The organism is Limnothrix sp. FACHB-406 (assembly GCF_014698235.1).
Lineage (GTDB): Bacteria > Cyanobacteriota > Cyanobacteriia > CACIAM-69d > CACIAM-69d > CACIAM-69d.
Genome location: NZ_JACJSP010000007.1, coordinates 92,660 through 116,893, shown reverse-complemented (window position 1 = coordinate 116,893; position 24,234 = coordinate 92,660). Strand labels below are relative to the sequence as shown.

The window sequence follows — 24,234 nt, the reverse complement described above, 5'->3', positions numbered from 1 at the left end:
GATCGTCGGGTTGCTTCTTGATGTCAGCACCCATCACCCGAAATTTATGACCGATCGCTCTCCTCAACAGCTTCCTAGCCTCAATCTAGATCACCTGCTGAATCGTCGATTTCACGGCACACCCTGGCAAGCTTTCTGGCAGGAATTTTTGGGCAACAGTGGCCACTTCCTGATTCTGAAAATTTTGTCTGATATCGCCAAAGATGGCTGGCATGCCTCCATCAATGACATTGCAGATTGGTCCTTGATTGGGGCTTTTACTGTGCAATCTTGGTTTCTCAGCCAACGCAAGATTCATCCATTTTGGGGCAACTTAATTGGCCCTAGTTGCTACACGCTGGTTGATTTACCGTTGGATGGTTGGGAATTTTTTGAAAATCCCAGTCATTGGATGCTTTGGGGGTTTTGCTCGTTGGTGGCCATTGCCCAGGGACTCAGGTTGGCCTGGAAGCCTGCTATCACTCGATATCTATTGCCCCTGGAAAGCATTGCCCGCACGGTGATGGTGTGGGTTGCCTATTTGATTACGACGGCGGCGTTGCACCAAGAGCCGGTGACGTTGACTTATATTCAAATCTTTTTTACGGGCGCAAGCCACGAATTTCTATTTTCAGCGCTGGTGTTTTTGGGGGTGTTGTTGGGGTTGCAATCGCTGCAACTGGCTCAGCAACAGCAACAAACTCAGGAAACTGCGGCCATTTTGCGCAATTTGGCCCAATGGGGCATGGGCAATCATGTGGTGACTTCAGCGATCGCCAATCCGTCGGCCCTGACCTTTCAGCGGGTGGAACGGGCGATCGTGTTTATGGATATTCGGGGGTTCACGACTTGGTGTGAGGCGGCGCGGCCGGAGCGGGTGGCGCAGGTGCTGAATTGTTACTACCAAGTGGTGGAACCGGTGGCGACGGTGCATCGGCCGCTGCGGGTCACGTTCACGGCGGATGAGGTGATGGTGATTTATGCAGATTTGCCCCAGGCGATGCGAGCGGCGGTGGCGATGCAGCGGGCGGCGCGATCGGTACTGTCGGCGGAAGGGTTGGGGGCGGGCTGTGGATTGCACTACGGCCCGGTGGTGGAAGGGTTGTTTGGTAGCGACGGGGTGCGCACTTACACGGCGATCGGGGACACGGTGAACACGGCCAAGCGGATTGAGGGAGCCACGCCTGCCCATCAACTTTATCTATCGGATGCGGCCTATCAACAACTCCCGATCGAGCTACAGATTCACTGCCAAGCATTGCCGTCGATTCAGGCGAAGGGCAAGCGTGTTCCTGTGGCGTTGTGGCACTGGCAGGGCCGCTTGGCTGATTTTGAGGGTTAATTAGGCGGGGCGATGGGCATTCGGGGCGGTGCTGTTTTCCACATCAATTCGATTTCTTCGGGAGTGAGTTGATAGGCTTGGTTCACCAAGTCCGAAAGCCGCTGTTCTCGTCGCAAAATTTCTGCATTGCGCTGTTGAATTGGGGTTGCATAATCGCTATAGGCAAGGTCAATTGATTTAACTTGCTTGGGGCCGATCGCGGTTCCTTTGGGGCAGCGTTTTTTCAGTTCAGCGCGAAATTCGTCGAGGCTGAGTTGGGCAAAGTCGGCTAATTTCTGGCCGGGTTTTTCGATGTTGAATTCAAAGGCAAGCCAGCCCATTACGTCGCGGGTTGCTTCTTGGTTGGCTTGGGTGAGTTCGATCAATTCGCTAACGAGATCTTCGGCTTCGTGGCGGATTGGTTCGGTAGGCGGGGCGATCGGTAATTTCTCCATCAAGAACCCAGCCGGTGTTAAAGCCTCATCTTTCATATGTGGTAAATATTGCCAGTTGTGCCACCAAATTACAGGAGAACACAGAGTTGCCAATAAGAACTTGGAGTCTGTTGGGATAATAAAACATTTATTATTTGTCAAATTGCCGGAATTATCCCAACAAAAAGAAGGATGATATTGTATTTCTTGATAAATTATCTTAGGTTCGTCAAAAATAGAAATATAGGAAATGGGATCTTGTATCTCATACCACTTGTATGATCCAGTCTTACGACCTTGCCATTTTCCCTGAGTTTGTGTATTCCAACCTTTCGGACAAGGCTCTAATTTATGCTTGTACTTAGCGAGATAATGAGAAATTCCAGGATATTCTTCAATATTGATTCCACGTCTAGTCAATATTAGCCATAAGTTTTCCCAACTCGGATACCAACGTTCAATATCTTGACCTCGTAAGTAGGGCTTGATGATTTCTGAGCATTTGGGATCTTCAGCAATCAGTTTTTGGCGCGTTTGATCGTCAATTAAAAAGGCTTCGTTAAAGCCCGTCTTAATTCCGTAATAGGGCTTGGTTCCTGCGAAATCGACGAGGGGAACACCAACGCTGCGGATTTTTTGCATTAGCGCATCGACCTGCGGATTTTCCAGACTCCAGGCCGCTTCAGACAGGCGCGATCGGGGGATTTCATAGCCCTCCCGCTCCACAAATTGCGCCAAATTGAGGCCCTCTAGCTGCTCCCGAGGAACCGCACAAACCAGCACCATTTGAGACTCATTCTGTACCCCAGATCCTAACAAGGGGCTTAAGCCCCTTGCTGCCAACGAGTCCGGTGATTGAGTAGTTAACGATCCCGACGCATCGGCATCTGGCAAATTTAGAGCAGCTTTTTGCAACACGATAATGCAAGGAAACGTGTCCGCATCGCGAAAAATTGGTGCATGGCCAAAATCGATAATTTGTTCAAAAATGGTTTGTTCTGCAAAGAACTTGCGTAACGGTTCGCCATAGCCCGATCGCAACCATTTGTTAGTGACAATGTAAGACAACATCCCACCCGGTTTCAGCAGCTTTACCCCGCGTTCATAGAAATAAACATAGAGATCCGCTACCCCGTCATAACAGGCATAATGGGTTTGCAAATAGGGCTTAAAGGGCGATAGCAACTCCTGGCGCACATAGGGCGGATTGCCCAACACCACATCAAAGCCCCCATCGGCCATCACTTCTGGAAATGCCCTTTCCCAATCAAACGCTCTGGGATCAACTGCCCGATCGGCAACAATTGAATTGCCTGCTTTGATGTTGTCATCCAAATTGGTGAGCGCTTGCCCCTTTTCAGCCGTTTGTAACCATAGGGAAAGCTTTGTGATTTCGACCGATTCGGAAGACAAATCAACCCCATAAAGGTTTTGATTGAGAATTGCTTTGTTCAGGTCAAAAATTTCCCGAATTCCGCCTTGTAAGTTAGCAATTTCCGTGTTGATTTTTTCGTATTGCCGCGCCAAAAAGTTAAAGGCCGCAATGAGAAAAGCGCCCGATCCACAGGCCGGATCCAAAACGCGAATGGTTTTGAGTTCTTCGCGCCAAGCTTTCAAATAAGCCAGTTCGGCTGCTTGTCGTTGCTTGGTGTTGCGTTCAGGAATGGCATCTAACTGAAGCCGATCGCGCAGCAATGCCGATCGCTTGGATAAATAGCCACCTAAGGCTGTTTCCACCATGTATTGCGTCACCCAAGTTGGGGTGTAAAAAACACCTTGGGTTTTGCGTTTTCCTTGCTTGACGTTGTAGGTTTCACCGGCCGCCAGCGATCGCAATTCCTCTAGATCTGTGACCGATTGCTCAAAAATTCGCCCCAGAACATCAACTGAAACTTCTGTGTCAAAGTCATAGGCCGTCAGGTTTTTGAGCCTGGTGCAAAGCCAATCGGGAACCTCAATCTCTTGATCAACGATCGGATCAAGCTTAAAAAGACCGCCGTTGTAGCCCGAAATGGGGGGTTGATCGTTGCCTTGGTCAACCCACCGAAAAATGGCTTTGAATCGCTGCCAAATGCTCGATCGGTTGTAAGGGTCATGAAAATCATGGGCCTCTTTGAGGCATTTGGCTGGCAATAGCTTTCGATCTTCGCAAAAGGCAATGAACAGGATTCGATCGAGCACTTTTTGGGCCGCTTCAATAAACTCCGCCTGTCGATCGCTCCAATCTTTGCTATACCGACCCTTAAAAAACTGCACCAACTGTTGGCGCACATCTTTGTAGTCTTGGTAGAGCTTTTCGGTGATCGCTTCTTCGGCTTCGTTGGACTCTGCCAACAACTCATCCAGCCGCGAGCGATCGCCCTCATGGGCGCTGGCGGGCAAAAAGTTTTCCCGACAAAGCAGAAAATAAAAGCGTTTGAATGCTTCCAAATCTGCTAAATCTTCTAAGAAAAATTGCTCACAGCAAGCAGGTGTTTTGTTGGTGTGATAAAGCCGCAATTCGCGATAGTTGGAAACAATTACCCAGCGACAACCCATGGTGTAGTTGGCATAGCGCCAGCCCTGTTCCACCGGGGATTCTTGTCCTTTGTGGCGTGTGTCGAGATCGGTTTTGGTTCCTTTCAGTTCAATGGGGGCCACCACACGGCCGGTGAGCTTTTGTTTGCCGCCGGAACCCGTAACCGCAGAAAACAGCCCGATCGCCCCATCCGCAAAGCCGCCACCGCCATCGATATGCTTTTCGGCGTGCAATTCCCAATGTTGTCCTTGGCCACCCACAATGCTGCGATAGCCCAAGGCATCCCGGAAAATATCGCCCAGGAAATCGCCATGCAACGAGGTTTCTTTGACGGCTTTTAAAGAGTTGCTTTTGAGCACTGTTGCCCAATTTTTAACGGGAGCATGGCGCGCCTCCAAATCTGCTGGAAATTCAAACGCTTTGAGGGCAGTTTGTAGGGTTTTGCCATGAAACAAAGCGGGAAAGGTGACGCGCACAACTCAAACTCCTAACTCCAACGGGCCAGAACAACCCTTTGTTCTAACCTATGACTAACTTTAGCTCACTTGAACGAAAGAACTGAAGCGAAAAACCTGAGCTGAGTTGCACCACAGCCTTTACTGGAAATAATTGGCACGCCATATCGCAGATGCCATGGAGCAATGATTCGGTGGGCACTGCCCACCCTACAGGCTAAGTTGAGTTGCCCGAAGTTGAATGGCTAGGCCTTGGGGCGAAACAGGGCAAAAACGGAGGTGTAACCGTGAATAAAGGTTGTGCCACCCACGGGGCCAATTTCACCGTTGCAGAAAAAGCCCGCCACGGGCATCAGACCCAAATATTTTTGCAACAGGCAGGAATCAAAATTGGCTTTGTTATAAAGCCCTTGGCCACGGCCCACACAGGCAAACATCAAGGCCCCGATCGGGTCGGGCTGTTCCGATGGGCGATCGCGCAAATACCGTTCCAACAGGGCGCGTAGGTCTTCGGCGGAGGTGTCCGCGTCTCGCAAATGAAACTGAATCCGTTGGCCCCGGCGGATTCGATCGCCGATCGCGATCGCGCCGCCGCTGGGATCCACCCCCAACAGGTTGCGAATCAGGAAATCGCCGGGTTCTAGGGTTTGGCGAAAGGCATCGCGGGCCAAACCCACAAAGAGGGAATATTGCGCCAGTTCGCGATCCTTGTCGCTGAGTTCCTCAATTAGTTGCCGCAGGGCCTTGAGGGGGGCTTGGGGTTTGTCGGCGATCGTGTCTTTGTCCATCTGAATCGACACTTGCATCACGATGTTGCGCTCGCATTCCGTGACCCACAGGGGCTGACCGATCGGGCGGCAGCCTTGAGCCACAATCGGCTCAATCACCACATCGCCGCTGAGGGCCACCCCCACCGCGCCCGATCGATAGGCCCGATAGTCCGCAAAGAGTTGCTTGGTTTCCCGAAAGGAGTCCCCGCTGGCCAAGCCGCCCACGGTCACGGAGCCAGGATAGGCATAGTCCAGCCCTTGCAGCAGGTCGTTCATTTGCACCAACCCCGGATCCGCAAAGACCAAAAAGTTAGGGTTCGTGGCGGGGTCTGCCCCGATCGCCTCAATCCAGGGTTGGGGCGGCCCATCCAAATCGGGCAGGGCCTCGCGATCGATGTGAAAGGTTTGGATGGTGACGTTGGGTAACCAAGCGGCCATCACGCAGAGGGCCGGATCATCTTCCACCTCTTCCACCTGTTGCGGATCCAGGTTGCCCACAACGCCGCTGCCCCCACAGCCCGCCATGGCCCGAGCAGGCAGGCGATCGCGCAGCAGGGGCATCAGCCGCGCATATTCGCTGCTAAAGGCCGATGAAATGAAGACCAGCAACAAATCTGGCGGTTGCCCCAAGGTGGCCAAAACACGCTGGCTGACCTCATCAATGGCCGCTTCTAGGGATGGTTGCTTGGAAACGGCGCTGACCCATTTCATTTGGTCACTCATGGGGGTTGTCCTCCTGCGGGCGCGGGTCGATCGCTCGGATCGAGTCGGATCAAGATCCTAACCCGGGAGCCTCTGGCCAAGGGCGATCGTGCAGCGAACTGTTGCAAATGAAGTGAGGAGCTATTTGGATTTACACGGAGGTGGTTTCCCGGACTAATTTGTCCCAACCCAACTCCTTCAGTGCGCCGTTACGACGCAAGGGGCGCGTCACCAATTCCAAAATGTCGCGAGTGCTGCCGAAGCCGTGAATTTGGGCAAAGGTAAACTCCACCGACCACTTGGTATTAATGCCGCGTGCTTCCAAGGGATTGGCGTGGGCCATGCCGGTAATCACCAAATCCGGCTGCAAATCATAGATGCGCTGAATTTGATTGTAGTTGTCCGGCTTTTCAACAATTCGGGGCAATTCCACCCCCATTTCCTGACAGGTTTTGGTTAACAAATCCAGCTCGGCTCCTTGGTAGCGCTTGTCCATGTAGGGAATGCCAATTTCCGGCACGGTTGCTCCACAACGAATCAGGAACCGCGCCATGGAAACTTCGAGCAAATTGTCACCCATGAAGAAAATCGACTTGCCGCGAATTAGTTGCACGTAGTCTTCCACGCTCTGCCAAATTTGTGCTTCCCGCTCGGCCAGTCCTTGGGGTTCAATGCCCAACACAGCACAGATTTTTTCGATCCAAGCGCGAGTGCCATCGGGCCCGATCGGAAAGGGTGCACCAATCAATTTGCACTTGCGCCGCCGCATGAAGGCCGTGGCCGTGCGCGAGAGGAATGGATTCACCCCGGATGCGTAGTAGCCTTCGGCCAAAGCGGGCAATTCTGTGTAGCGTTTGGCGGGCAACCAGCCGGCTAATTTAATCCCTTGGCGCTTCAGTTCGAGGGTCAATTGCGTGACGACCGGGTCAGGCACTGAGCCAAACAACACCAGCGGTTGATGGTTCACATAGCCCGCTTCGTCTTCCTGGATTTCTTCTTTCTTTTTGCCAAAGTTCAGCAACTTTTGAATGGCGTTGCGATCGTCTGCGGCGGCGGGCGTTTGTTGGGTGGCATCGGGACAGCGCTGCACCATGGCTGCCAGCACCGTATCTTCCCCTTGGGTAAAGGCATAATCCAGCCCATTGGCGCGGGCCACCACGATCGGGATGCCGATTTCTGCTTCCAGTTTGGGAGCGATTCCTTCCAGATCCATCTTGATGATTTCGGTGGTGCAAGTGCCAATCCAAACAATCACCGACGGGTTGCGATCGCGCTTGATATCTTCACAGAGTCGCTTCAGTTCTGCATAATCATTCAACTGAGCGGAAATATCCCCTTCTTCGAGTTCCGCCATGGCATAGCGTGGCTCGGCAAAAATCATCACACCCATGGCATTTTGCAAGAAATAGCCACAAGTTTTCGTGCCAATCACTAAGAAGAAACTATCTTCGATTTTTTGATACAGCCAAGCGACGCAACTGATCGGGCAAAAAGTGTGATAATTGCCCGTTTCGCAGTCGAATTGGAGGGCGGGGGTGTTGGGTTCGATCGTGGCGGTCATTGGCTGTTCCTCACAGGTAAAACGGTTGAGTGTTGGGGGATGAATCGGAGGGGCGTATGGCTGTACGTCCTGATCCAGAAGTTTGACTGCAACCCGCTACCCTGACCGCGATCGAACCCTGAATTTCGCTGAACTTAAAAGGTCGATCGCTCCCAAATGGGAATCAGCTCAGCATCGCGGGTGCGGCCATTGCAGTCGGTTTCCTCAAGCTGTTCGATCGGGGGTTGGGCAAACTCGATCGGCGCAGGATCGCTGGCGGGTAACAGGATGGCGGGACGGTTGCGGCGTTCGCGGGCGGCGGCCTTGGCGGCTAGCTCCAATTCCCGATCGGGGTCAAAGTCCAGCCCCAGCGCTTCGATCACCCGATCGGGATCGCTGCTGAGATCCACCAACAGCGGCATCAACTCCGTCACTCGTGGTTCCAGCACCGTCGCCGTCGCCAACAAAAAACTCGACAGGGGGCGGCGGTGGCCCAACTCGCTTTCTGTCCAAATGGCCATGCGGGCTAACCAGGAACGGTTATCGCGGTAATAGTCCAGCCACTTTTGACGGAGCGATCGGCGCAACTGTTCAACGTTCATAGGGCGGAAGATCGGTGGACTTTGGAGATATCAAACCTCGATCGAGCCTACCTGATTAATCCCTATCCGGGCGCAGCGGTTGCGGGGGAATTGTGGGGCCTTGGGCGGAGGGCGCACAGTGGTGCGCCCCTACGTTTTGCCCTGTTTTGGCCGATCGCCCAACCGATCGCCCGTCGTTGGGGGGCAAAGGGCTGAAGCCCCTTGTCTGGACTGGGGTTCCGCCCTTACACCATCATCAATTCGGGTTCGGGTTCCGTTGTCTTCGGTTCTTGCGGATTCAGATAGAAGTCCGACAGCATCGAGAACAACTCCCGATCGGGCGATCCATCGGGAACCACGCCTTCCGGCATCGCCAACAGTTGATCGGCAATGTTCAGGTAATAGTCACAAACCGGCAGCAACGACGGGTCAGACTCCGCCATCTCAAACAGCGTTTTGCCCTTCACCCGCGACACGCGAATATCTTCAATCAGCGGCAAAATTTCCAGCACCGGCATCGGCACGGCGCTGACATATTTATCAATCAGATCCCGCTTGGAAGTCCGGTTGCCAATCAAGCCCGCCAGCCGCAGCTTGTGCGTCCGCGCCTTTTCGCGCACCGAAGCCGCAATCCGATTGGCCGCAAACAGCGCATCAAAGCCGTTGTCCGTGACGATCACGCAGTAGTCCGCATAGTTCAAGGGAGCCGCAAAGCCACCGCAAACCACATCGCCCAGCACGTCAAACAAAATCACGTCGTACTCATCAAAGGCGTTCAGCTCCCGCAGCAGCTTCACCGTTTCGCCCACCACGTAGCCCCCGCAGCCTGCACCGGCTGGCGGCCCACCCGCTTCCACGCAATGCACACCGCCATAACCCTTGTGGATCACGTCATCGGGCCAAACGTCTTCGTAGTGATAGCTCTTGGCTTGCAGGGTGTCGATGATCGTGGGGATCAGATAGCCCGTGAGCGTGAAGGTGCTGTCGTGCTTCGGATCGCAGCCAATTTGCAGCACTTTTTTGCCACGACGGGCGAGGGCAACGGAGATGTTGCAACTGGTGGTGGATTTGCCGATGCCACCTTTGCCATAGACAGCGAGTTTCACGGGGGGAGTCCTCTGGGGAAATCTGGTTGGAACAGGACTAGAGCAGGAATGCAACGGGAATTTAGTCTCGGTCAAGCTCAATCAATCTCGGTCAAGCTCGATCAAGCTCAGTCAGGCGGGGTCAATCTCGCTTAGTCTTCGCCAATCTCGGTGAGCTGCCCGAGTCCTGAACCGGCAGACCGAGCGCGATCGAAATGAGCGAGATGGCAAAAATCAAAACCGGAGCATTGAAGCCTGAGCAGAGGGGCCGATCGGGAATGGGATTAATCGCGAATGAAGCTCAGCGGTAACGAAAATCGGGAATGCAGCCAAAAAACTGAGTTGGGGGTGGGCAGCCCTGGAGCGATCGCGGTTGGTTGCCCCACCGATGGCATTATCAGCAGATTTTTCCCGAAAGGAAAGCAAGGCTAATTTTGTCCGGCCGCGCCAGCAGCCTAAGAGCTGACCCTAAACTCAAAAAAGGATTTTAAAGCCTATCAAAATTAAATAAATGCGTTTTTAAGCCAAATTAATCAAATTTAGGGTCTAATTTATATAAAAATAAAAACAAAACCAAAACATAACTTCCTAGACCAGCCCGGCCCTTAACTCAAAACTTGCTCGACTCCCTCATCAGTTTGGGCTTTCCCAAAGGCGGATCCGAGGGCGATCGCACCCCAAAACAGTCGGGCGATCGGGAAATTTGGCGCTGTTTGTTAAGAATTCAATCAAAGCGGGGAGGGTTGGCAGAAAACCAGGCGACGGGATCGATCGATCAGCTCACCCTTAGCAGCGATCCCCGATCGGGAGTTGCGCCCACTCGTCAAGGAAGCCAGAATCGATCGGCCGCTGGCGAGTGGTTTGTGGCAAATTGGTGGCAGCATCGAGCCAGTTGTGTTACGCCATCTGGTGTTGCCCAATGGTGCAACGGCCCAAAACGCCTGCTGTTTTTGAAATCTCTCCGAGTCCTGTTGTTGCCGAGGGTTGCCCGTTATGTCTTTTGAGGTGTTGTTGATCCTGATCCTGGCGCTGATTTTTCTGTTGCAGTGGCTTGATGGACTCGATCGCGATCGACGCAAGGCAATTGAAGTGCGCCAAAAGGCTGAAGCGGATCTCCTCAATATGTTGATGTTGCGTAAATCCTTGGCAGATTTGTTGAAAAAATTGGCGGCGAACCCTGGCGACATGGGCTTGCAACAACAGGTTTTAGCCTCGATGCGAGTGCAGGAGGATGCCAAAGGAACCGGCCTGGGTTATGGCTCCCTGTTGGCGCTTTTTGAGGCGAACTCCGGTGATAAAACCCTGCGCAAAACGGTGCTAGAGGCGGGCCGAATTCACTACGGCAAGATTGCGGGCGGGGTGGCTTCGTTGGATGATGAACGCCGAGTCATGAACGATATTGCCGTTCGATCGTAGGAATGATCACACAGGTGCTGAAGGTTGCTCCTCCGGGCGATCGCGGGGTGAGTTTTCCCCTTGGAGATGTGGCAACAGCTTTTGGCAGTAATGTTTTTAAAGTTTGTTTTTAGGATTCGCCCAGTAGCTAGTAGGGTGGGCATCGCCCACCACCCTCTAGCCCAAGTAGTATCCAGCCCCAAAGTCACAACTCCCCTCTCCCCAGTAGTGACCGGATTCATTGGGTGATGCGTCGTAGGTGGGCAGTGCCCACCCTACAGGCTGAACTCATTCTTGGAACTGCCTCGGGCATCAGCCTTGAAAGTTTTGTTTGGGAAACTGTTTCTTCGATTCGCAAGCCGGGAAACCTGGTCTGAGCTGTTTATGGTTTTGTCAAACCCTGCCCTTAAATTGCCCGCTGCGATCGCCCTTGTCTGCGTTTTGACCGGTTGCGCCCAAAGCAAAGTGGCCCAATGCAAACAATTGGTGACCATTGCCAACTTGGCCAACGAAACGGCCCGGGAAGCCGCCACAGGCAAACCGGAGGCCATGCGCCGTGCTGCTGAATCGTTTGATCGAGCTGCCCAGGATTTGGGCAAGTTACCGCTCAGTGACACGCAATTAAAAGACCATCGATCGCGCTTGGCGGATATTTACACCGACACCAGTCGCAGCACCCGTGAATTTTTGAACGCCATTCAGCAAAAGGATCGCAACCTGGCTGAAATTGCGGTGCAATCGCTGGAACAGTCCGCCAACAATGAGCGCAACCTGATCCAAACCATTAATCAAACCTGTCAGGTGGCTGAATCTGCCGCCAGCAATCCGACCCAGCCGAGTCCCCCAGCGCCGTGAGATCCGTTCACCGCTGATTACTGCTGATCACCGCTAATTCCCGCTGAGACAACCCACAAAGCGCGGTTTTCTGGAGGTTGATCGTGGGGCCATCAGTCTCGCGATCGACCCTTGCATTAGAACCAGTCGTCCTCATCGTCCCAATTGTCGTTGTAGGTCGATCTCCGATCTCGCGGTTGGTTGCTACCGCCAAGGTTGTTGTTGCGGGCTTCCCGTCGATCGCCCGATCGCCCTGACCCATCTCGGGGGGTGGGCCGGCTGGGGCGATCGCTGGGGCCGCCATAGCCGCCGCCATAGCCCAAATCGTAGGGATCGCGCGATGCCGGGCGGCTGGGTTCCCGGCGGCGATCGCCCTGGCCGTTGGGTTCATTCCACCCGCGATCGCCTCGGCCCGGGTCGCCGCCTCGGCCCAGGTCGCCGCCCCGGCCGTAATTGCTGCGGCCATAGTCGTTGCGACCGTAATCATTCCGACCGTAGTTGTAGTCCCGATCATAGCGATCGCCGCCACCCAACACCGCGTCGCGTCCATCCTGGAAGGTGCGCCGAATGGAACCAAAGAAGTTGTCGTCATCTTCCTCGGCATAGCGATCGCGCACGTCCCGATTCAGGTTGTAGATCGCGTCTTGCAAGTCAGCCTGGGTGCGATCGATCTCGATGTCGTCGCTGGCGGCGATCGCCTCGCGCAGGGCCTTGACGGTTTTCTCGATCGCCCGCCGATGCACCTCCACAAACTGCATCCCAAAATCGAGGGTCGCCTCCCGCAGTTGCCGCTCCGCTTGGAAGGTGAGGGCTTCGGCCCGGTTGCGTTTTTCCACCCGATCGCGCTGCGATCGATCCTGGTCGGCGAACTGCTGGGCCTCCTCGATCGCCTTTTGCACCTCCGTCTCGTTCAGGGTCGAAGCATCCTGGATAATCACACTTTGCTCGCGGCCCGTGGTCATATCCAGCGCCGTCACCTGCAAAATGCCGTTCGCATCGATGTCAAAGGCCACCCGCACTTGGGGCACACCGCGCGGCGCGGGCGGCAAGCCCTTGAGGATAAATTTCCCCAGGGATTTGTTGTTGGCCGCCATTTCCCGCTCCCCTTGCAGGATATGGATTTCAACCTGGGTTTGGTTGTTTTCGCTGGTGGAAAACATGTCCGATCGCCGCACGGGAATCGTCGTGTTACGGGGAATCAGCTTTTTCATCACGCCGCCGGAGGTTTCCAGACCCAAGGACAGGGGAGTCACGTCCAGCAGCAAAATATCTTTGACCTCGCCGCCCAGGATCCCCGCCTGGATCGCCGCGCCCACGGCCACCACCTCATCGGGGTTGACGTTTTGGCTCGGTTCCTTGCCCACGAGCGATCGCACCACGTCCTGCACAAAGGGAATCCGCGTGGAGCCGCCTACCAACACCACTTCATCGATTTGGGACGGCCGCAAGCCCGCATCCACAAAGGCCCGCTTCAGGGGCGCGCGGATTCGTTCGATCAAGTCCGTGCAAAGGCCTTCAAACTGCGATCGGGTCAGGCGCGTTTCCAAATGCTTCGGCCCATCCTCCGTGGCGGTGATGAAGGGCAAATTAATTTCCGTCGCGCCCACGCCGGATAGCTCGATTTTGGCCTTTTCCGCCGCTTCCGTTAGTCGCTGCAAGGATTGGCGATCGCGCCGCAGATCCAGCCCCTCGGTTTCTAGGAACTGCTCCGCCAGCCAATCGACAATTTTGCGATCGAAATCATTCCCGCCCAACTGTGTATCGCCGCTGGTGGCCTTCACCTCAAAGACCCCATCGCCCACTTCCAGCAGGGACACATCAAACGTGCCGCCCCCCAGGTCAAACACCAACACCGTTTGGCTACTGGCGCGATCGAGACCGTAGGCCAGCGCCGCCGCCGTCGGTTCATTAATAATCCGCTTCACATCCAGCCCGGCAATCCGTCCCGCATCGCGCGTGGCCTGCCGCTGGGAATCGTTGAAATAGGCCGGAACCGTAATCACCGCGCCGGTCACGGGCTGGCCCAAATAGCGCTCGGCTTCGTCGGCCAGCTTCCGCAAAATCATCGCTGACAGTTCTTCCGCCGGAAAGTCGCGCTGCAACTTGGGGCACACCACCCGCACATTCCCCTCCTCATTGCGCCGAATCGTGTAGGGCACGCGCTTTGAAGAAGGCGATAGCTCATCGTATTTGCGGCCAATGAACCGCTTCAGACCATAAAAAGTGTTTTGCGGATTCAACACCGTTTGGCGGCGAGCCAGTTGCCCCACCACCTTTTCGCCATCTTTGTTGAACCCAACGACGGATGGGGTGGTTCTCATCCCTTCGGCATTGGCAATGACGACGGGTTTCCCGCCTTCCATGACGGCCACGACGGAGTTGGTCGTACCGAGATCGATGCCAACGACTTTTCCCATTGCTTGGTTGCTTGTCTCTTGTTGCGGCTGCGAGTGGCTGAGGGGGCGATCGGGAGGGCCGTTCAGCCGAGTTGGATGAATGAACCAGCCCAATGACTGGCGCTTGAGGTTGAGGGGCCCAGACAAGGGGCTTAAGCCCCTTGCCCCCCGGATCTCAAGGAATTTGCGGGGGACAGATTCAGCGCCCGATCGCGCGTTAAGAATCTTGTCGGCTTCATTCTATCCTGTGGCTTCCCATCCACCGAACCGAGGCGCGATCGAAACCGGGATCAACCTTGGCCAAAATCCTTTGCCAAAATGGAGACTGTTAGGCCGCAATGCCAGGAGCGTCGCCCCATGCTGCCATCCTTCCTAGAATCATTGCCCAACGCTGACGAACTCCCCGATTCTTGCGATATTCCCGTGGATAACGAAGACCAGAATTTTATTCCCAACGTCCTCTTGTTCCTGCTGGAATACATTTGGAAGCATCGGGAAGACTGGTTTTTTGCGGTTGATATGGGGGTTTACCACGCCACGGGGCCTCATCCGAAAGTGCCGGTGATTCCCGATGGCTTTTTGAGCCTGGGGGTCGATCGCCGCAAGAATGGTAAACCGCGCCGTAGCTACATCACCTGGACGGAAAACAACATCCCACCGATTTTGACTTTGGAGGTGGTTTCCTACACACCGGGTGAAGAGTATGACGAAAAAATGGCAATTTACGCCCGACTGGGGGTGTTGTATTACGTGATCTACAATCCCGAATTTTGGCGGCGGGATGGTCACTTGCCCTTAGAGGTTTACAAGCTGGTGGAGGGAACCTATCAACTTCAGGTGGGTGAACCCTGCTGGATGCCGGAAATTGGCTTGGGAATTGGGCGCGATCGGTTGGTGGATGACCCGTTCGATCGGGAAGTCCTGACTTGGTGCGACGCTCAGGGCCGACGCTATCGCAGCGAGGCGGAGGTGGAGCGCGATCGGGCGGCCGCCGAACGCCAACGGGCCGCAACCGAGGCCCAGCGAGCGGAACAGGCCCAGCAACGAGCCGATCGCCTGGCGGAGCGGCTGCGGGAGTTGGGCATTGATCCGGATGCGATCGAGTCGGATTGATGGGGTTATGGCGGGTCTGGGGTGATCCAATCCGTGAGCGATCGCCCCAGGTAGGCTTCCAAAAAGGCGCGGGCGGCGGCGGGTTCGATCGCTTCTAGGGCGGCCACGATGGCTGGAATTGCGTCGGCTTGGGGGTCTTGGGTTTCGTTGAACCAATAATGCACGGTCGATCGGGCAATGCCCATGGTGACGGCGAGCCGGTTTTGGCTGATGCCGTAGTCTTGCAAGGTTTGTTTGAGTGCTTTTCCTGCTCGCGCCATGCCCCCAATGGTCTCAAAGGGGGGCTGATGGGCGCAATGATGAGATGGTTGCGAAACGGTTGATTTGTTCTCCCATGCACCGTGTGGATTGATCGCCACCCAACCGATGGTTATCGTTTGATTGAAACGCGATCGGTACGGCAATTTCACGAAAAACCGTAGGGTGCATGGGAGCAATCTCAAATTGTCATGAAATGTGCGGCTTGATCTCCCATGCACCGTGGATTGTGGCAACACAATCGATCGAAGATTCTCGGTTTGTTGCGGTTATTTGCGGTGCATGGGAGGGGTGGGGGAAATGATCGTTTCACGCCAAACGTTCTCCCATGCACCCTACGGTTCTTGGATTAGGGCTTGGAAGCGGGGATCTTGGCGGATGGGGGCGAAGGCGCTGTTGGTTTTGGCCCAATCCCGAGCTTGGGAGTTTAGCTTGATTGCTTGTCGTAGGTGGTCGATCGCTTTATCCACTTGACCTTGTTTGACATAACAGACAGCTTTGCCATACCAAGGGTAGTGGGAGTCGGGTTTGAATTGGATGGCTTTGTCGTAGCTGGCGATCGCCTCTTCATACCGCCCAAGCTCGTTGAGCGCAACGCCTCGGCTGTGCCAGGCAACGTGGTCGTCGGGTTTGAATTGGATGGCTTTGTCGCAGCTGGCGATCGCCTCTTCATACCGCCCAAGCTCGTTTAGCGCAAGGCCTCGGTTGTGCCAGGCAATGTGGTAGTCGGGTTTGAATTGGATTGCTTTGTCGCAGCTGGCGATCGCCTCTTCATACCGCCCAAGCCAGTTCAGCGCAATGCCTCGGTTGTGCCAGGCAACGTGGTCGTCGGGTTTGAATTGGATGGCTTTGTCGCAGCTGGCGATCGCCTCTTCATACCGCCCAAGCTCGTTTAGCGCAAGGCCTCGGTTGTGCCAGGCAATGTGGTAGTCGGGTTTGAATTGGATGGCTTTGTCGCAGCTAGCGATCGCCTCTTCATACCGCCCGAGATGAAACAGTTCATTGCCTCGGTCGTTCCAGGTTACGTGGTCAGTCTGAACAAACTGCGATTGTTCCGAGTTATCCAACTCAGCCGTGAGGTCATCTACAAAATTAGAAAACCAACGACCAAGCCGCTTTCGCAATCCGGTGCGGGGGTGCGGGGGTGGACTTACCAACTCGGTTGGGGCTTCTCGCCAAGGCTGTTTGACCGGTTCTTGGGGACTGGGCGGGGGTGGTGGAACCGATCCCACCCGCACGGTGGGCGCTTGGGAACTCAGGAACATTTGCTGAATCGTCTCCCAAGCAGCCGCTGCATCGCTGTAACGTTCTCGCCAATCGGGAGCCGTCAGCTTGCCCAACACCGATTGCAGCCGATCGCTCACCTGCACCAACGGTTGATAGACAAACCTGCCCTGTCCGTCGCGCGGCAGCTTGAGAGCCGGTAGTCCCGTCAAGGCTTGCAGCGCAATAATCCCTACCGCGTAGAGATCGCTTTGCAATCGGGCCTCTCCAATGGACTGCTCCGGGGCAATATAACCCTTTGAACCCAAAAACAAACTGCGGGGATCTTGAATCAGTTGTGCTTGGCTATATTCCCCCGTTGCGACCTCTTTCACACCCCCAAAATCAATCAACACCAACTGGTCATCCGATCGCCGTCGAAGGATGTTATCGGGCTTGATATCTCGGTGAATCAAAGGATGCTGATGGACTACGGCTAATACCGACAGCAGATCAACCAAAAGTTGCACCACCGCCATTTCATCCCAGCGTTCTCCCTGGCCAATCTCCAAGCTGAGGGGTCGCCCATTGATGTGTTCCATCACAATAAAAAATTCGCCCCCTTCCTCAAACTTGGCAAACAAGGAGGGAATTCGATCATAGCGACCCAGGATCATCAGCTTGTCCGCTTCGCGATCAAAGTATTGTTTGGCAATCAATAAATCATCGGGCAGAATTCGGGAACCGTCGCGATCGAACTTGGGTTTGAAATGCTTCACCACACAATCGGGATGGCCGGGCAATTGCAAATCCTGGGCAATGTAGGTGTCACTAAAACCACCTTGCTTGCTCAGGAGTCGGTTAATCAGATAGCGATTTTGGAGGGTGCGGCCAATCATGAGGGGCAGTGAGCAGCGCTGGGAAAATGGTGGTCAGCCGCCTCTAATTTAGCCCCTAGTGTCAATGAAGCACCGATCGCCCCCGACGGCCGCCAGGGCTTGGCTACAATCCGATCGAGCTGATTGATCGCCCTGCTGATGGCTGCCTCATTTCTCTGCTGTGATCACCTGTAAATTGAGGGCCGCAACCGGGGGCGATCGCCACGAGGCGATCGGGTAAGACCCGAGGGCTTGAATTTTCTTAAGGGATGGCTGATCAGCGCGATCGCGTGGCTAGACTGAGCGGTGAGGATTTGGCTGGTTTGGACGAGGGAACTCCATGAGTGCGTTTGATTTTCAGCGATCGGGCGATCGCCCCCCCAAATTCAGCAAAGCGCCCAAGCCTCGGGAGTTGGGGTGGTCGGTTTTGTCTCCCTTGGACGATCGCGATCAGCACCCCTGTCCCATTTGTCGCCACGGACAAATTCAGCCGATGCCGATGATGGAGGATGCCTGGGCCTGCGATTTTTGTCGGCATCTGTTCACGCTGGATTTGCAATCTCGGATTTTGCGGGTGGAAGACAGCACCCAGCCCTTGCAGTGGCGTTGGTTGGGGCGATCGTGGCAACCGGTGCGCTACAGCAATGAAGCGCTCACACCGACCATTTGGCTGCTGGCGGTGATTTTGGCGATCGGGCCGGTGGGGTTGATTGGTTTGTCGCAATACCTCTTTCCCCCTTTGCCCAGCTCCCGATCGGTGGGATTTGGCCAAGGGTGGTTAATTTCAGCGGCGATCGGGCATTTCATTTTGGCCGCCTGGTTGGTGCTGGAACATTACCAGTGGCCGCTCTATGTGTCGTTGAAGTTGCGCTGGCAAGATTGGCGATCGAACCGCTGATTGTCCCGACTGATCATCTCGATTTAACTTGATCTAAGTTGATCTGAATCATGCGGATCGAATCGGCGCGATCGGCTGAAGCGCGATGCATAGGAGCGATTAACCAGGCTGGCCCCACCCGCGACCTAGGCCACCAATGAACCTTGACAGGTTTGGTCTGCCAATTCCCGTTCCCACTGCTGGGCCTCTTGAATCGCCTGGGCTACCACCGCTTGGCAACTGTGGCCCGTTTCCACCTGCTGGAGCCACTGCTGGGCGGCATTGCCTTCCCGCAAAATGCGTTGCAAGGGTGACAAGAAGCAGCTAAACCCGCGCTCTTTGGCGATCGGGCGTAATTCTGCATAAAGTTGAGCGATCCAATCCCTGGCCTTGATGGTGCGGCCATCCTGCCAATGGCGTAGGGATGCATCCAAGCTGTGGCGAGCGACGGCCATTTCGTTGGCCAGGGTCAACGACAATAAATCGTCATTGCGGGTGGTGGCCGGCAACAGGCTCGCAGTGAGTGGATCTAAGCTGGGATCGTCCATCAATTGGCACAGCCGAGCCTCCAGTAGGGCCGTGATCGCCAGCAGGGCCAATGGGTCAATCACCGGGTCACAAATCCGCATTTCCAATCGATTTAGGTTATAGGGTCGGCAATCGCCGTTGGGCCGCACAGAACTCCAGAGGTGGCGGACATTTTGCATAGTTCCCAGTTCTAATTGCTCCTCCGTCCAGCGAATGAAGTGCGCGTGGCTTTCAAACAGGGGCACTCGATCGGGCGTTTGGGGAAACAGATGCCAGCGGGTGGAATGGAATCCGGTTGGTTCGCCATCCAAGAAAGGAGAGGAAGCACTCAGGGCCAGGTAAAGCGGCGCTTCCACCCGCACCAGCCGACAGGCCCGCATCAGCAGTTCTGGATCGGCAATGCCAATGTTGATGTGAACGCTGGCGGTGACGACTTTGGTTCCGTAGGTGCGTTCAATGTAGGCGTGGTAAGGGTTGGCCGGGTCAGATCGGTAAAAGCGATCGCTCCCGCCGAGGGCTAATGTGCCGCCGGGCACTAGGGTGTAGGGGCCCAGGGTTTTCAGGTATTGGCGCAGGCGCAACCGAGGAACGAGCAAATCGCACAGCAACCGCTCATAGCTGCACAGGGGAGCGGTGGTGTATTCCACGTTGCGGCTGTCGGGTTCGCGCACAAAGCCATCGAGGTTGGCGGTAATTCGATCGGACAGGCCCACAATTTGCCCATCGTGGGTTCCGGTATAGATTTCAATTTCAAAGCCTTTGGACAGCATCATAGGGAGTTGTGAAGCAATTGTGCGCGTCGGTCTGCTCTGCCAGCCCGATTTCTATTGTCGCCTGCGGCGCGATCGCCCGAGGGCTGTTCTGCCGTTGCTGGGATTTTTTGGGTCTTGAAAGGGGCGATCGCCCGGCGGCCGTTCTGTCGGGTTCTGGCCTGGTTTTGTTGGATCTAGTTTTTGTTGGATCTGGTTTTGTCTGGCCGGTGGGCGATATGTTGCGCGATCGCCCTTGCTGAGCATCAGTGGCCCAGAAACCGTAGCAGCTCAGAGACCGTAGCACTGGGCGACCTGAGCCGCTGCTCGGTGGATGAGGGCATGGCGATCGACCAGGGCCGCCAAATCATCGCAGTAGCCGCCGCCGATCGTGCAGGCCACGGGATAGCCCGCCGCCACACAGGTAGTCAGCACCTGCATATCCCGCCGAAACAAGCCAGAATCGGTGAGGGCGAGCTTGCCCAACCGATCGCCTCCGTGGGGATCCACCCCCGCATCGTAAATCACCAGATCGGGCCGCACTTGGGCGAGCAAATCTGGCAGGAAGCGATCGAGCGTTTGTAAATAGTCATCATCTTCCATGCCCTCTGGCAATGCCACATCCAAATCGCTGGCCTGTTTGCGGGCGGGAAAATTTGCCTCGCAATGCATGGAAAAGGTGAAGACCTGCGGTTCGTTGCGGAAAATCCAGGCGGTTCCATCCCCTTGATGCACATCCAAGTCCACAATCAAAACCCGATCGACCAAGCCTTCGGCCTGCAAAACCCTGGTAGCGATCGCCAAATCGTTGAAGATGCAAAACCCGGAGCCAAAATCGGGGAAGGCATGGTGCGTGCCGCCCGCCAAATTGCAAGCCAGCCCATGGCGCAGGGCCAGCCGAGCCGTCAGCACCGTGCCACCAGCCGCCACGCAGGTGCGATTGGCCAAGGCTGGTGACCAGGGCAACCCGATTCGGTGCTGGGCTTTTGGATCCAAAGTGCCTTGGCAATAGGCTTCCACATAGGCGCGATCGTGCACCAGCTCAATCCAGTCCTGGGGCGGCCGATCGGGTTGGTGAAACTGTTCTGGGGTTGCCGTGCCATCGCTGCGTAACCGGTCATAGAGCCTTGCAAACTTTTGCATCGGGAACCGGTGGCCGGGTGGCAACGGCGCGACATAATCGGGGTGATAAACTAGCGGCACATTCATCGCAATCTTGGCTCCGCAATTTTGGCTCCTGGGGCCGACCTGCGGTGGGTCGCCGGTTCATCGCTGGTTAAAGTTGGGTTAACAAGCCTGGGATGGCGGGGCGATCGACCCGGTTCCCAGCTTGGGGCTATGGGGCTAATCAACGGTTGATTGCTCCGGTTGATGATTCCCCCATGATTGTCCCCAAACGTCTTCCTAGGGTAACGCTCTCGCCTTCGTTGTGCGATTTGGGCGATTCGGATGATTTAGCGATTTGGGTAATCTGGGCGATCGCCCCCCAACGGTTTAATGAACTGAAACTAATGAATTGAAAATAATTGAAAGATTAATTGTTCAATTAGTTCATGGGATTTTGAAACGGGATTTTGTCCGTGCAACCTTTCAGCGCAACTTGGCTTTACGGCAGCAACGATCCGGAGAATGCTGCTTATTTTGAAACGATCCGCCAATGGTGGGTGAGCTTGGCAGGCAAGTCCGTGACCTGGCGACAGCGCTTGCTCGATCGCGCCACGGATCCCCAGACCCTCGATTGGGACGCGGAGCGCTTCGACGATGAATTCACCATCCAAAGGCCAGAAGTGCGGGGCATCACGTTCTATTACAAAAAGCTGGGCAGCGACTTGGAACGCAACAGCACGCCCCAATCCTTGAAGCTGTCAGCCAATGGGCAATATCTCTACATCTACCCCCAATCTCAAAATGATGTGGTGATTCGGGTGGGGCAGCCGGAAGCTCGCTTGGAAACGATCGCCCTCAACAATCCCACCGCCACGGTCAAAACCGGTGGTGGCCAATGCATTCTCACGTTGATCGATCGCCCAGCGGGCCAAGCTGTGGAAGTGACGCTGAATGCAGAATCCCTGCTGGCCCTCAAAAAGCTGTTGCCCTAGATCTTGTGCCGAGATCTTGATCAGCGAGGGGCCCGTGCCATGAGCCAATGCCGCCGAGGGCGATCGCCCCTGCAACAGCTTTGGATCGCCAGTTGGGCGATCGGGTTGGTGGGTTGCGCCAGTGGTCGCACCCTCAGTTTCCCTTTCGATGCGGCCGGAGCCAACCCCAACAGCCTCAACAGCGCCTTTTCGGAAACCAGCCCGGCCGTGGCGGGGCGCTTTTTGGTGTTTGTGTCCGATCGTCGGGGCAGCCAGGATGTGTTGCTCTATGACCTTCAGGAACGACGGGCGATCGAGCTGCCAGAGCTAAACGCCTTTGACACGATCGCCGCCAGCCCCAGCATTTCCAGTGATGGCCGTTGGATTGCCTTTTCTGCCAGTCGCCAAGGCCGCACCGACATTTACCTGTACGATCGCACCACTAACCAGCTCCGCAACCTGACCCAAACCCTGCAACTGGAAACCCGCAACCCGCAACTGAGCGCCGACGGCAGCCGCATCGCCTTTGAAATTGAACGGAGTGGCCAGTGGGATATCGCAATTTACACCCGCGACGGCCAGCCCATTAATATTCCCTAACTAATTTTCTCTGCCTAATCGTGTAATTTTACCCCTGACTAAAACCAATCATCGAAGTTTGGTTTTATGAATTTTGATAATGGATAATTTCTTTTGATTTAAAGAATTTTGCGTCTTTTTTTCAGGATTTCAGGTTTTTAATTGATTTTCTTGAATTTAAAAATGAATCAATTAGTTCTTTGATGAAGAACTTTGACAAAAAATCAGCCTCTATCAAAAATATAAAGCTGATGTTTTGATTGCTCCATGAACTGACGAGCAAACTTATAACTGAAATAGTACTGACGAATTATATAGTTCCTTTATTTCATTCGGAGAAATGGCAATGACGAATGAGAACCAAAGAGTTTACAAGGTGGTGGTTAACCATGCGCAGCAGTATTCCATCTGGCCTGTGGAGCGAGGAAATCCCTGGGGATGGCGGGATGCAGGCAAAGAAGGGCTGAAGAGTGAATGCCTGAAATATATTCAAGAAGTATGGACTTAATGGACTTATTAGTGTCTTGTTGCATGGACGCAATCAGGATGTTGGGATGCATGGGCAGTCAATGGGTGGCCATTGGATAGGCGGCCATTTTGGGTATGCGGCCATTGGGTATGCAGTCATTTGGGGTTCGCCATGTGGCGGTGCCATTCCGTGGAGGGGTTTGCCAGTCGATCTGGTCTGGTCGATCTGGTCTGATCGAGAGGTTTCAAGCCTCTGATCTGTCCTAGCTCCGTATTTTTGCGGTATGGGCTAAATCGGTGGTCGGGGGACGATCGTTGATAGCATGGTGGTAGTATTTTGCTCCCTTCATTCGATTTCACGATCGCCCTGCGACCCGATGGCTGAACAATATTTGCTCGATAAGCTGCAATCCGTTGAGCAAACCTTTAATGAGTTAACCCGCCGCCTTGCGGATCCTGATGTGGCCACGGATCCGACGGAATTTCAGCGCGTGGCCAAGGCGCGATCGTCCTTGGAAGAAACGGTGGCGACCTATGATGCATGGAAAACGGCCGTCAGCGACCTGGAAGGGGCCCGCGAAATCCTGAAGGAGTCGGGCGATGACCCGGAGTTGCGGGAAATGGCGCAACTGGAAGTTGAAGAGCTGAACGATCGGGTCGCCCAGTTGGAATATCAACTGAAAATTTTGTTGCTGCCCCGCGACCCCAACGACGACAAAAACATCATGTTGGAAATTCGGGCCGGCACGGGTGGCGATGAGGCCTGTATTTGGGCGGGCGATTTGCTGCGGATGTATTCCCGCTATGCCACCACTCAGGGTTGGAAGGTGGCGTTGGCGAGCGAGTCGCTGTCGGAGGCGGGCGGCTTTAAGGAAGTGATCCTGGAAGTGCAGGGCGATCGGGTTTATAGCAAGCTGAAATATGAAGCGGGTGTTCACCGGGTGCAGCGCGTGCCGGCCACGGAAGCGGGTGGTCGGGTACATACTTCCACCGCCACGGTGGCGATTATGCCGGAGGTGGATGAAGTGGAAGTTCACATTGACCCGAAGGACATTGAGCTAACCACGGCGCGATCGGGCGGGGCTGGTGGCCAAAACGTGAACAAGGTGGAAACCGCCGCCGACCTGTACCACAAACCGACGGGCATTCGGGTGTTTTGTACGGAGGAGCGATCGCAGCTCAAGAACAAGGAGCGGGCGATGCAAATTTTGCGGGCCAAGCTCTACGAAATGAAGATGCGAGAGCAACAGGAGGCGGTGACTTCTGCCCGGCGATCGCAGGTGGGGAGCGGTTCCCGATCGGAAAAAATTCGCACCTATAACTACAAAGACAATCGCGTGACCGATCACCGTTTGGGCCAAAACTTCACCCTCACGGCGGCCCTCGAAGGTGACATTGACGAGATGATTCAGTCTTGCATCACCCAAGATCAACAGGCCCAATTGGAAGAACTGGCAGCCCAGGTTGGTTAACGTTATCCGTTGTTTGCACCC

At 54.9% G+C, this 24,234-nt stretch carries 22 protein-coding genes; 12 read left to right on the top strand and 10 right to left on the bottom strand.

The features are described from left to right. The first annotated feature begins 46 nt into the window (after positions 1-46). Positions 47-1,321 (top strand): adenylate/guanylate cyclase domain-containing protein, encoded by a 1,275-nt coding sequence (locus H6G53_RS09295; protein ID WP_190532250.1) that lies wholly within the window; start codon positions 47-49, stop codon positions 1,319-1,321. Here H6G53_RS09295 and H6G53_RS09290 read toward each other — a convergent pair. The 4 genes from H6G53_RS09290 to H6G53_RS09275 all read right to left on the bottom strand — a co-directional run bounded on the left by H6G53_RS09290 (position 1,318) and on the right by H6G53_RS09275 (position 8,321). Next, complete coding sequence (locus H6G53_RS09290) at positions 1,318-4,728, bottom strand: DNA methyltransferase (protein WP_190532246.1); 3,411 nt, start codon at positions 4,726-4,728, stop codon at positions 1,318-1,320. The genes H6G53_RS09295 and H6G53_RS09290 overlap by 4 nt on opposite strands. 224 nt (positions 4,729-4,952) lie before the next feature. Beyond that, the gene (locus H6G53_RS09285; RefSeq protein ID WP_242030836.1) at positions 4,953-6,200 is read right to left on the bottom strand and encodes an FIST N-terminal domain-containing protein; all 1,248 of its coding nucleotides are present in this window, start codon (positions 6,198-6,200) and stop codon (positions 4,953-4,955) included. A gap of 130 nt (positions 6,201-6,330) precedes the next feature. Then, complete coding sequence (locus H6G53_RS09280; protein ID WP_190532243.1) at positions 6,331-7,740, bottom strand: ferredoxin:protochlorophyllide reductase (ATP-dependent) subunit N; 1,410 nt, start codon at positions 7,738-7,740, stop codon at positions 6,331-6,333. Between the two features lie 134 nt (positions 7,741-7,874). Next, entirely contained in the window at positions 7,875-8,321 is a 447-nt protein-coding gene (locus tag H6G53_RS09275) for a DUF5331 domain-containing protein (protein ID WP_190354603.1), read from the bottom strand. A 21-nt stretch (positions 8,322-8,342) separates the two neighbouring features. Between H6G53_RS09275 and H6G53_RS09270 the strand changes: the two genes are divergently transcribed. Then, on the top strand, positions 8,343-8,516 hold the full coding sequence (locus H6G53_RS09270; RefSeq protein WP_190532240.1) for a hypothetical protein: 174 nt from the start codon (positions 8,343-8,345) through the stop codon (positions 8,514-8,516). Positions 8,517-8,545: 29 nt separating this feature from the next. Here the strand turns inward: H6G53_RS09270 and bchL are convergent, their stop codons facing one another. Further along, the gene (bchL, locus tag H6G53_RS09265; protein ID WP_099533688.1) at positions 8,546-9,406 is read right to left on the bottom strand and encodes a ferredoxin:protochlorophyllide reductase (ATP-dependent) iron-sulfur ATP-binding protein; all 861 of its coding nucleotides are present in this window, start codon (positions 9,404-9,406) and stop codon (positions 8,546-8,548) included. Positions 9,407-10,002: 596 nt separating this feature from the next. On the opposite strand from bchL, the gene H6G53_RS09260 reads away from it, so the two are divergent. The 3 genes from H6G53_RS09260 to H6G53_RS09250 all read left to right on the top strand — a co-directional run bounded on the left by H6G53_RS09260 (position 10,003) and on the right by H6G53_RS09250 (position 11,635). After that, the gene (locus H6G53_RS09260) at positions 10,003-10,389 is read left to right on the top strand and encodes a hypothetical protein (RefSeq protein WP_190532238.1); all 387 of its coding nucleotides are present in this window, start codon (positions 10,003-10,005) and stop codon (positions 10,387-10,389) included. After that, positions 10,370-10,801, top strand: coding sequence for a hypothetical protein (locus H6G53_RS09255; protein WP_158234457.1), 432 nt, complete (start codon positions 10,370-10,372; stop codon positions 10,799-10,801). Before H6G53_RS09260 ends, H6G53_RS09255 begins: the two co-directional genes overlap by 20 nt. A 363-nt stretch (positions 10,802-11,164) precedes the next feature. Further along, a complete protein-coding gene (locus H6G53_RS09250; RefSeq protein ID WP_190354600.1) occupies positions 11,165-11,635 on the top strand; it encodes a hypothetical protein in 471 nt (156 codons plus the stop codon). A 116-nt stretch (positions 11,636-11,751) separates the two neighbouring features. On the opposite strand, the gene dnaK is transcribed toward H6G53_RS09250, so the two are convergent. After that, a complete protein-coding gene (dnaK, locus tag H6G53_RS09245) occupies positions 11,752-14,031 on the bottom strand; it encodes a molecular chaperone DnaK (RefSeq protein WP_190532235.1) in 2,280 nt (759 codons plus the stop codon). Between the two features lie 336 nt (positions 14,032-14,367). On the opposite strand from dnaK, the gene H6G53_RS09240 reads away from it, so the two are divergent. Then, entirely contained in the window at positions 14,368-15,123 is a 756-nt protein-coding gene (locus H6G53_RS09240; RefSeq protein WP_190532231.1) for a Uma2 family endonuclease, read from the top strand. Between the two features lie 5 nt (positions 15,124-15,128). Here H6G53_RS09240 and H6G53_RS09235 read toward each other — a convergent pair whose 3' ends face one another. Both H6G53_RS09235 and H6G53_RS09230 read right to left on the bottom strand, forming a co-directional pair. After that, a complete protein-coding gene (locus H6G53_RS09235) occupies positions 15,129-15,383 on the bottom strand; it encodes a helix-turn-helix transcriptional regulator (protein ID WP_099533679.1) in 255 nt (84 codons plus the stop codon). A gap of 333 nt (positions 15,384-15,716) precedes the next feature. Then, positions 15,717-17,483, bottom strand: coding sequence for a tetratricopeptide repeat protein (locus H6G53_RS09230; RefSeq protein ID WP_190532228.1), 1,767 nt, complete (start codon positions 17,481-17,483; stop codon positions 15,717-15,719). Positions 17,484-17,802: 319 nt separating this feature from the next. Here H6G53_RS09230 and H6G53_RS09225 point away from each other — a divergent pair, with 319 nt between their 5' ends. Then, positions 17,803-18,360, top strand: a complete 558-nt coding sequence (locus H6G53_RS09225; RefSeq protein ID WP_190532225.1) for a hypothetical protein — start codon at positions 17,803-17,805, stop codon at positions 18,358-18,360. A gap of 125 nt (positions 18,361-18,485) precedes the next feature. On the opposite strand, the gene gshA is transcribed toward H6G53_RS09225, so the two are convergent. Then, entirely contained in the window at positions 18,486-19,640 is a 1,155-nt protein-coding gene (gene gshA, locus H6G53_RS09220) for a glutamate--cysteine ligase (protein WP_190532221.1), read from the bottom strand. A gap of 8 nt (positions 19,641-19,648) precedes the next feature. Between gshA and H6G53_RS09215 the strand changes: the two genes are divergently transcribed. Next, positions 19,649-19,879 carry a hypothetical protein gene (locus H6G53_RS09215; protein ID WP_190532218.1) on the top strand — a complete coding sequence of 77 codons (231 nt, stop codon included), beginning with the start codon at positions 19,649-19,651 and terminating at the stop codon, positions 19,877-19,879. 28 nt (positions 19,880-19,907) lie between these two features. On the opposite strand, the gene H6G53_RS09210 is transcribed toward H6G53_RS09215, so the two are convergent. Then, positions 19,908-20,825, bottom strand: a complete 918-nt coding sequence (locus H6G53_RS09210; RefSeq protein WP_190532215.1) for a histone deacetylase — start codon at positions 20,823-20,825, stop codon at positions 19,908-19,910. A 371-nt stretch (positions 20,826-21,196) separates the two neighbouring features. Here H6G53_RS09210 and H6G53_RS09205 point away from each other — a divergent pair, with 371 nt between their 5' ends. The 4 genes from H6G53_RS09205 (at position 21,197) to prfA (ending at position 24,213) form a co-directional block, all read left to right on the top strand. After that, on the top strand, positions 21,197-21,715 hold the full coding sequence (locus tag H6G53_RS09205; protein WP_190532212.1) for a hypothetical protein: 519 nt from the start codon (positions 21,197-21,199) through the stop codon (positions 21,713-21,715). A 39-nt stretch (positions 21,716-21,754) separates the two neighbouring features. Beyond that, on the top strand, positions 21,755-22,294 hold the full coding sequence (locus tag H6G53_RS09200) for a PD40 domain-containing protein (RefSeq protein ID WP_190532210.1): 540 nt from the start codon (positions 21,755-21,757) through the stop codon (positions 22,292-22,294). 319 nt (positions 22,295-22,613) lie between these two features. Continuing rightward, entirely contained in the window at positions 22,614-22,781 is a 168-nt protein-coding gene (locus tag H6G53_RS19245) for an MbtH family protein (RefSeq protein ID WP_199309192.1), read from the top strand. A gap of 337 nt (positions 22,782-23,118) precedes the next feature. Further along, positions 23,119-24,213 carry a peptide chain release factor 1 gene (gene prfA / locus H6G53_RS09190; RefSeq protein WP_099533664.1) on the top strand — a complete coding sequence of 365 codons (1,095 nt, stop codon included), beginning with the start codon at positions 23,119-23,121 and terminating at the stop codon, positions 24,211-24,213. The last annotated feature ends 21 nt before the right edge of the window (positions 24,214-24,234 follow it).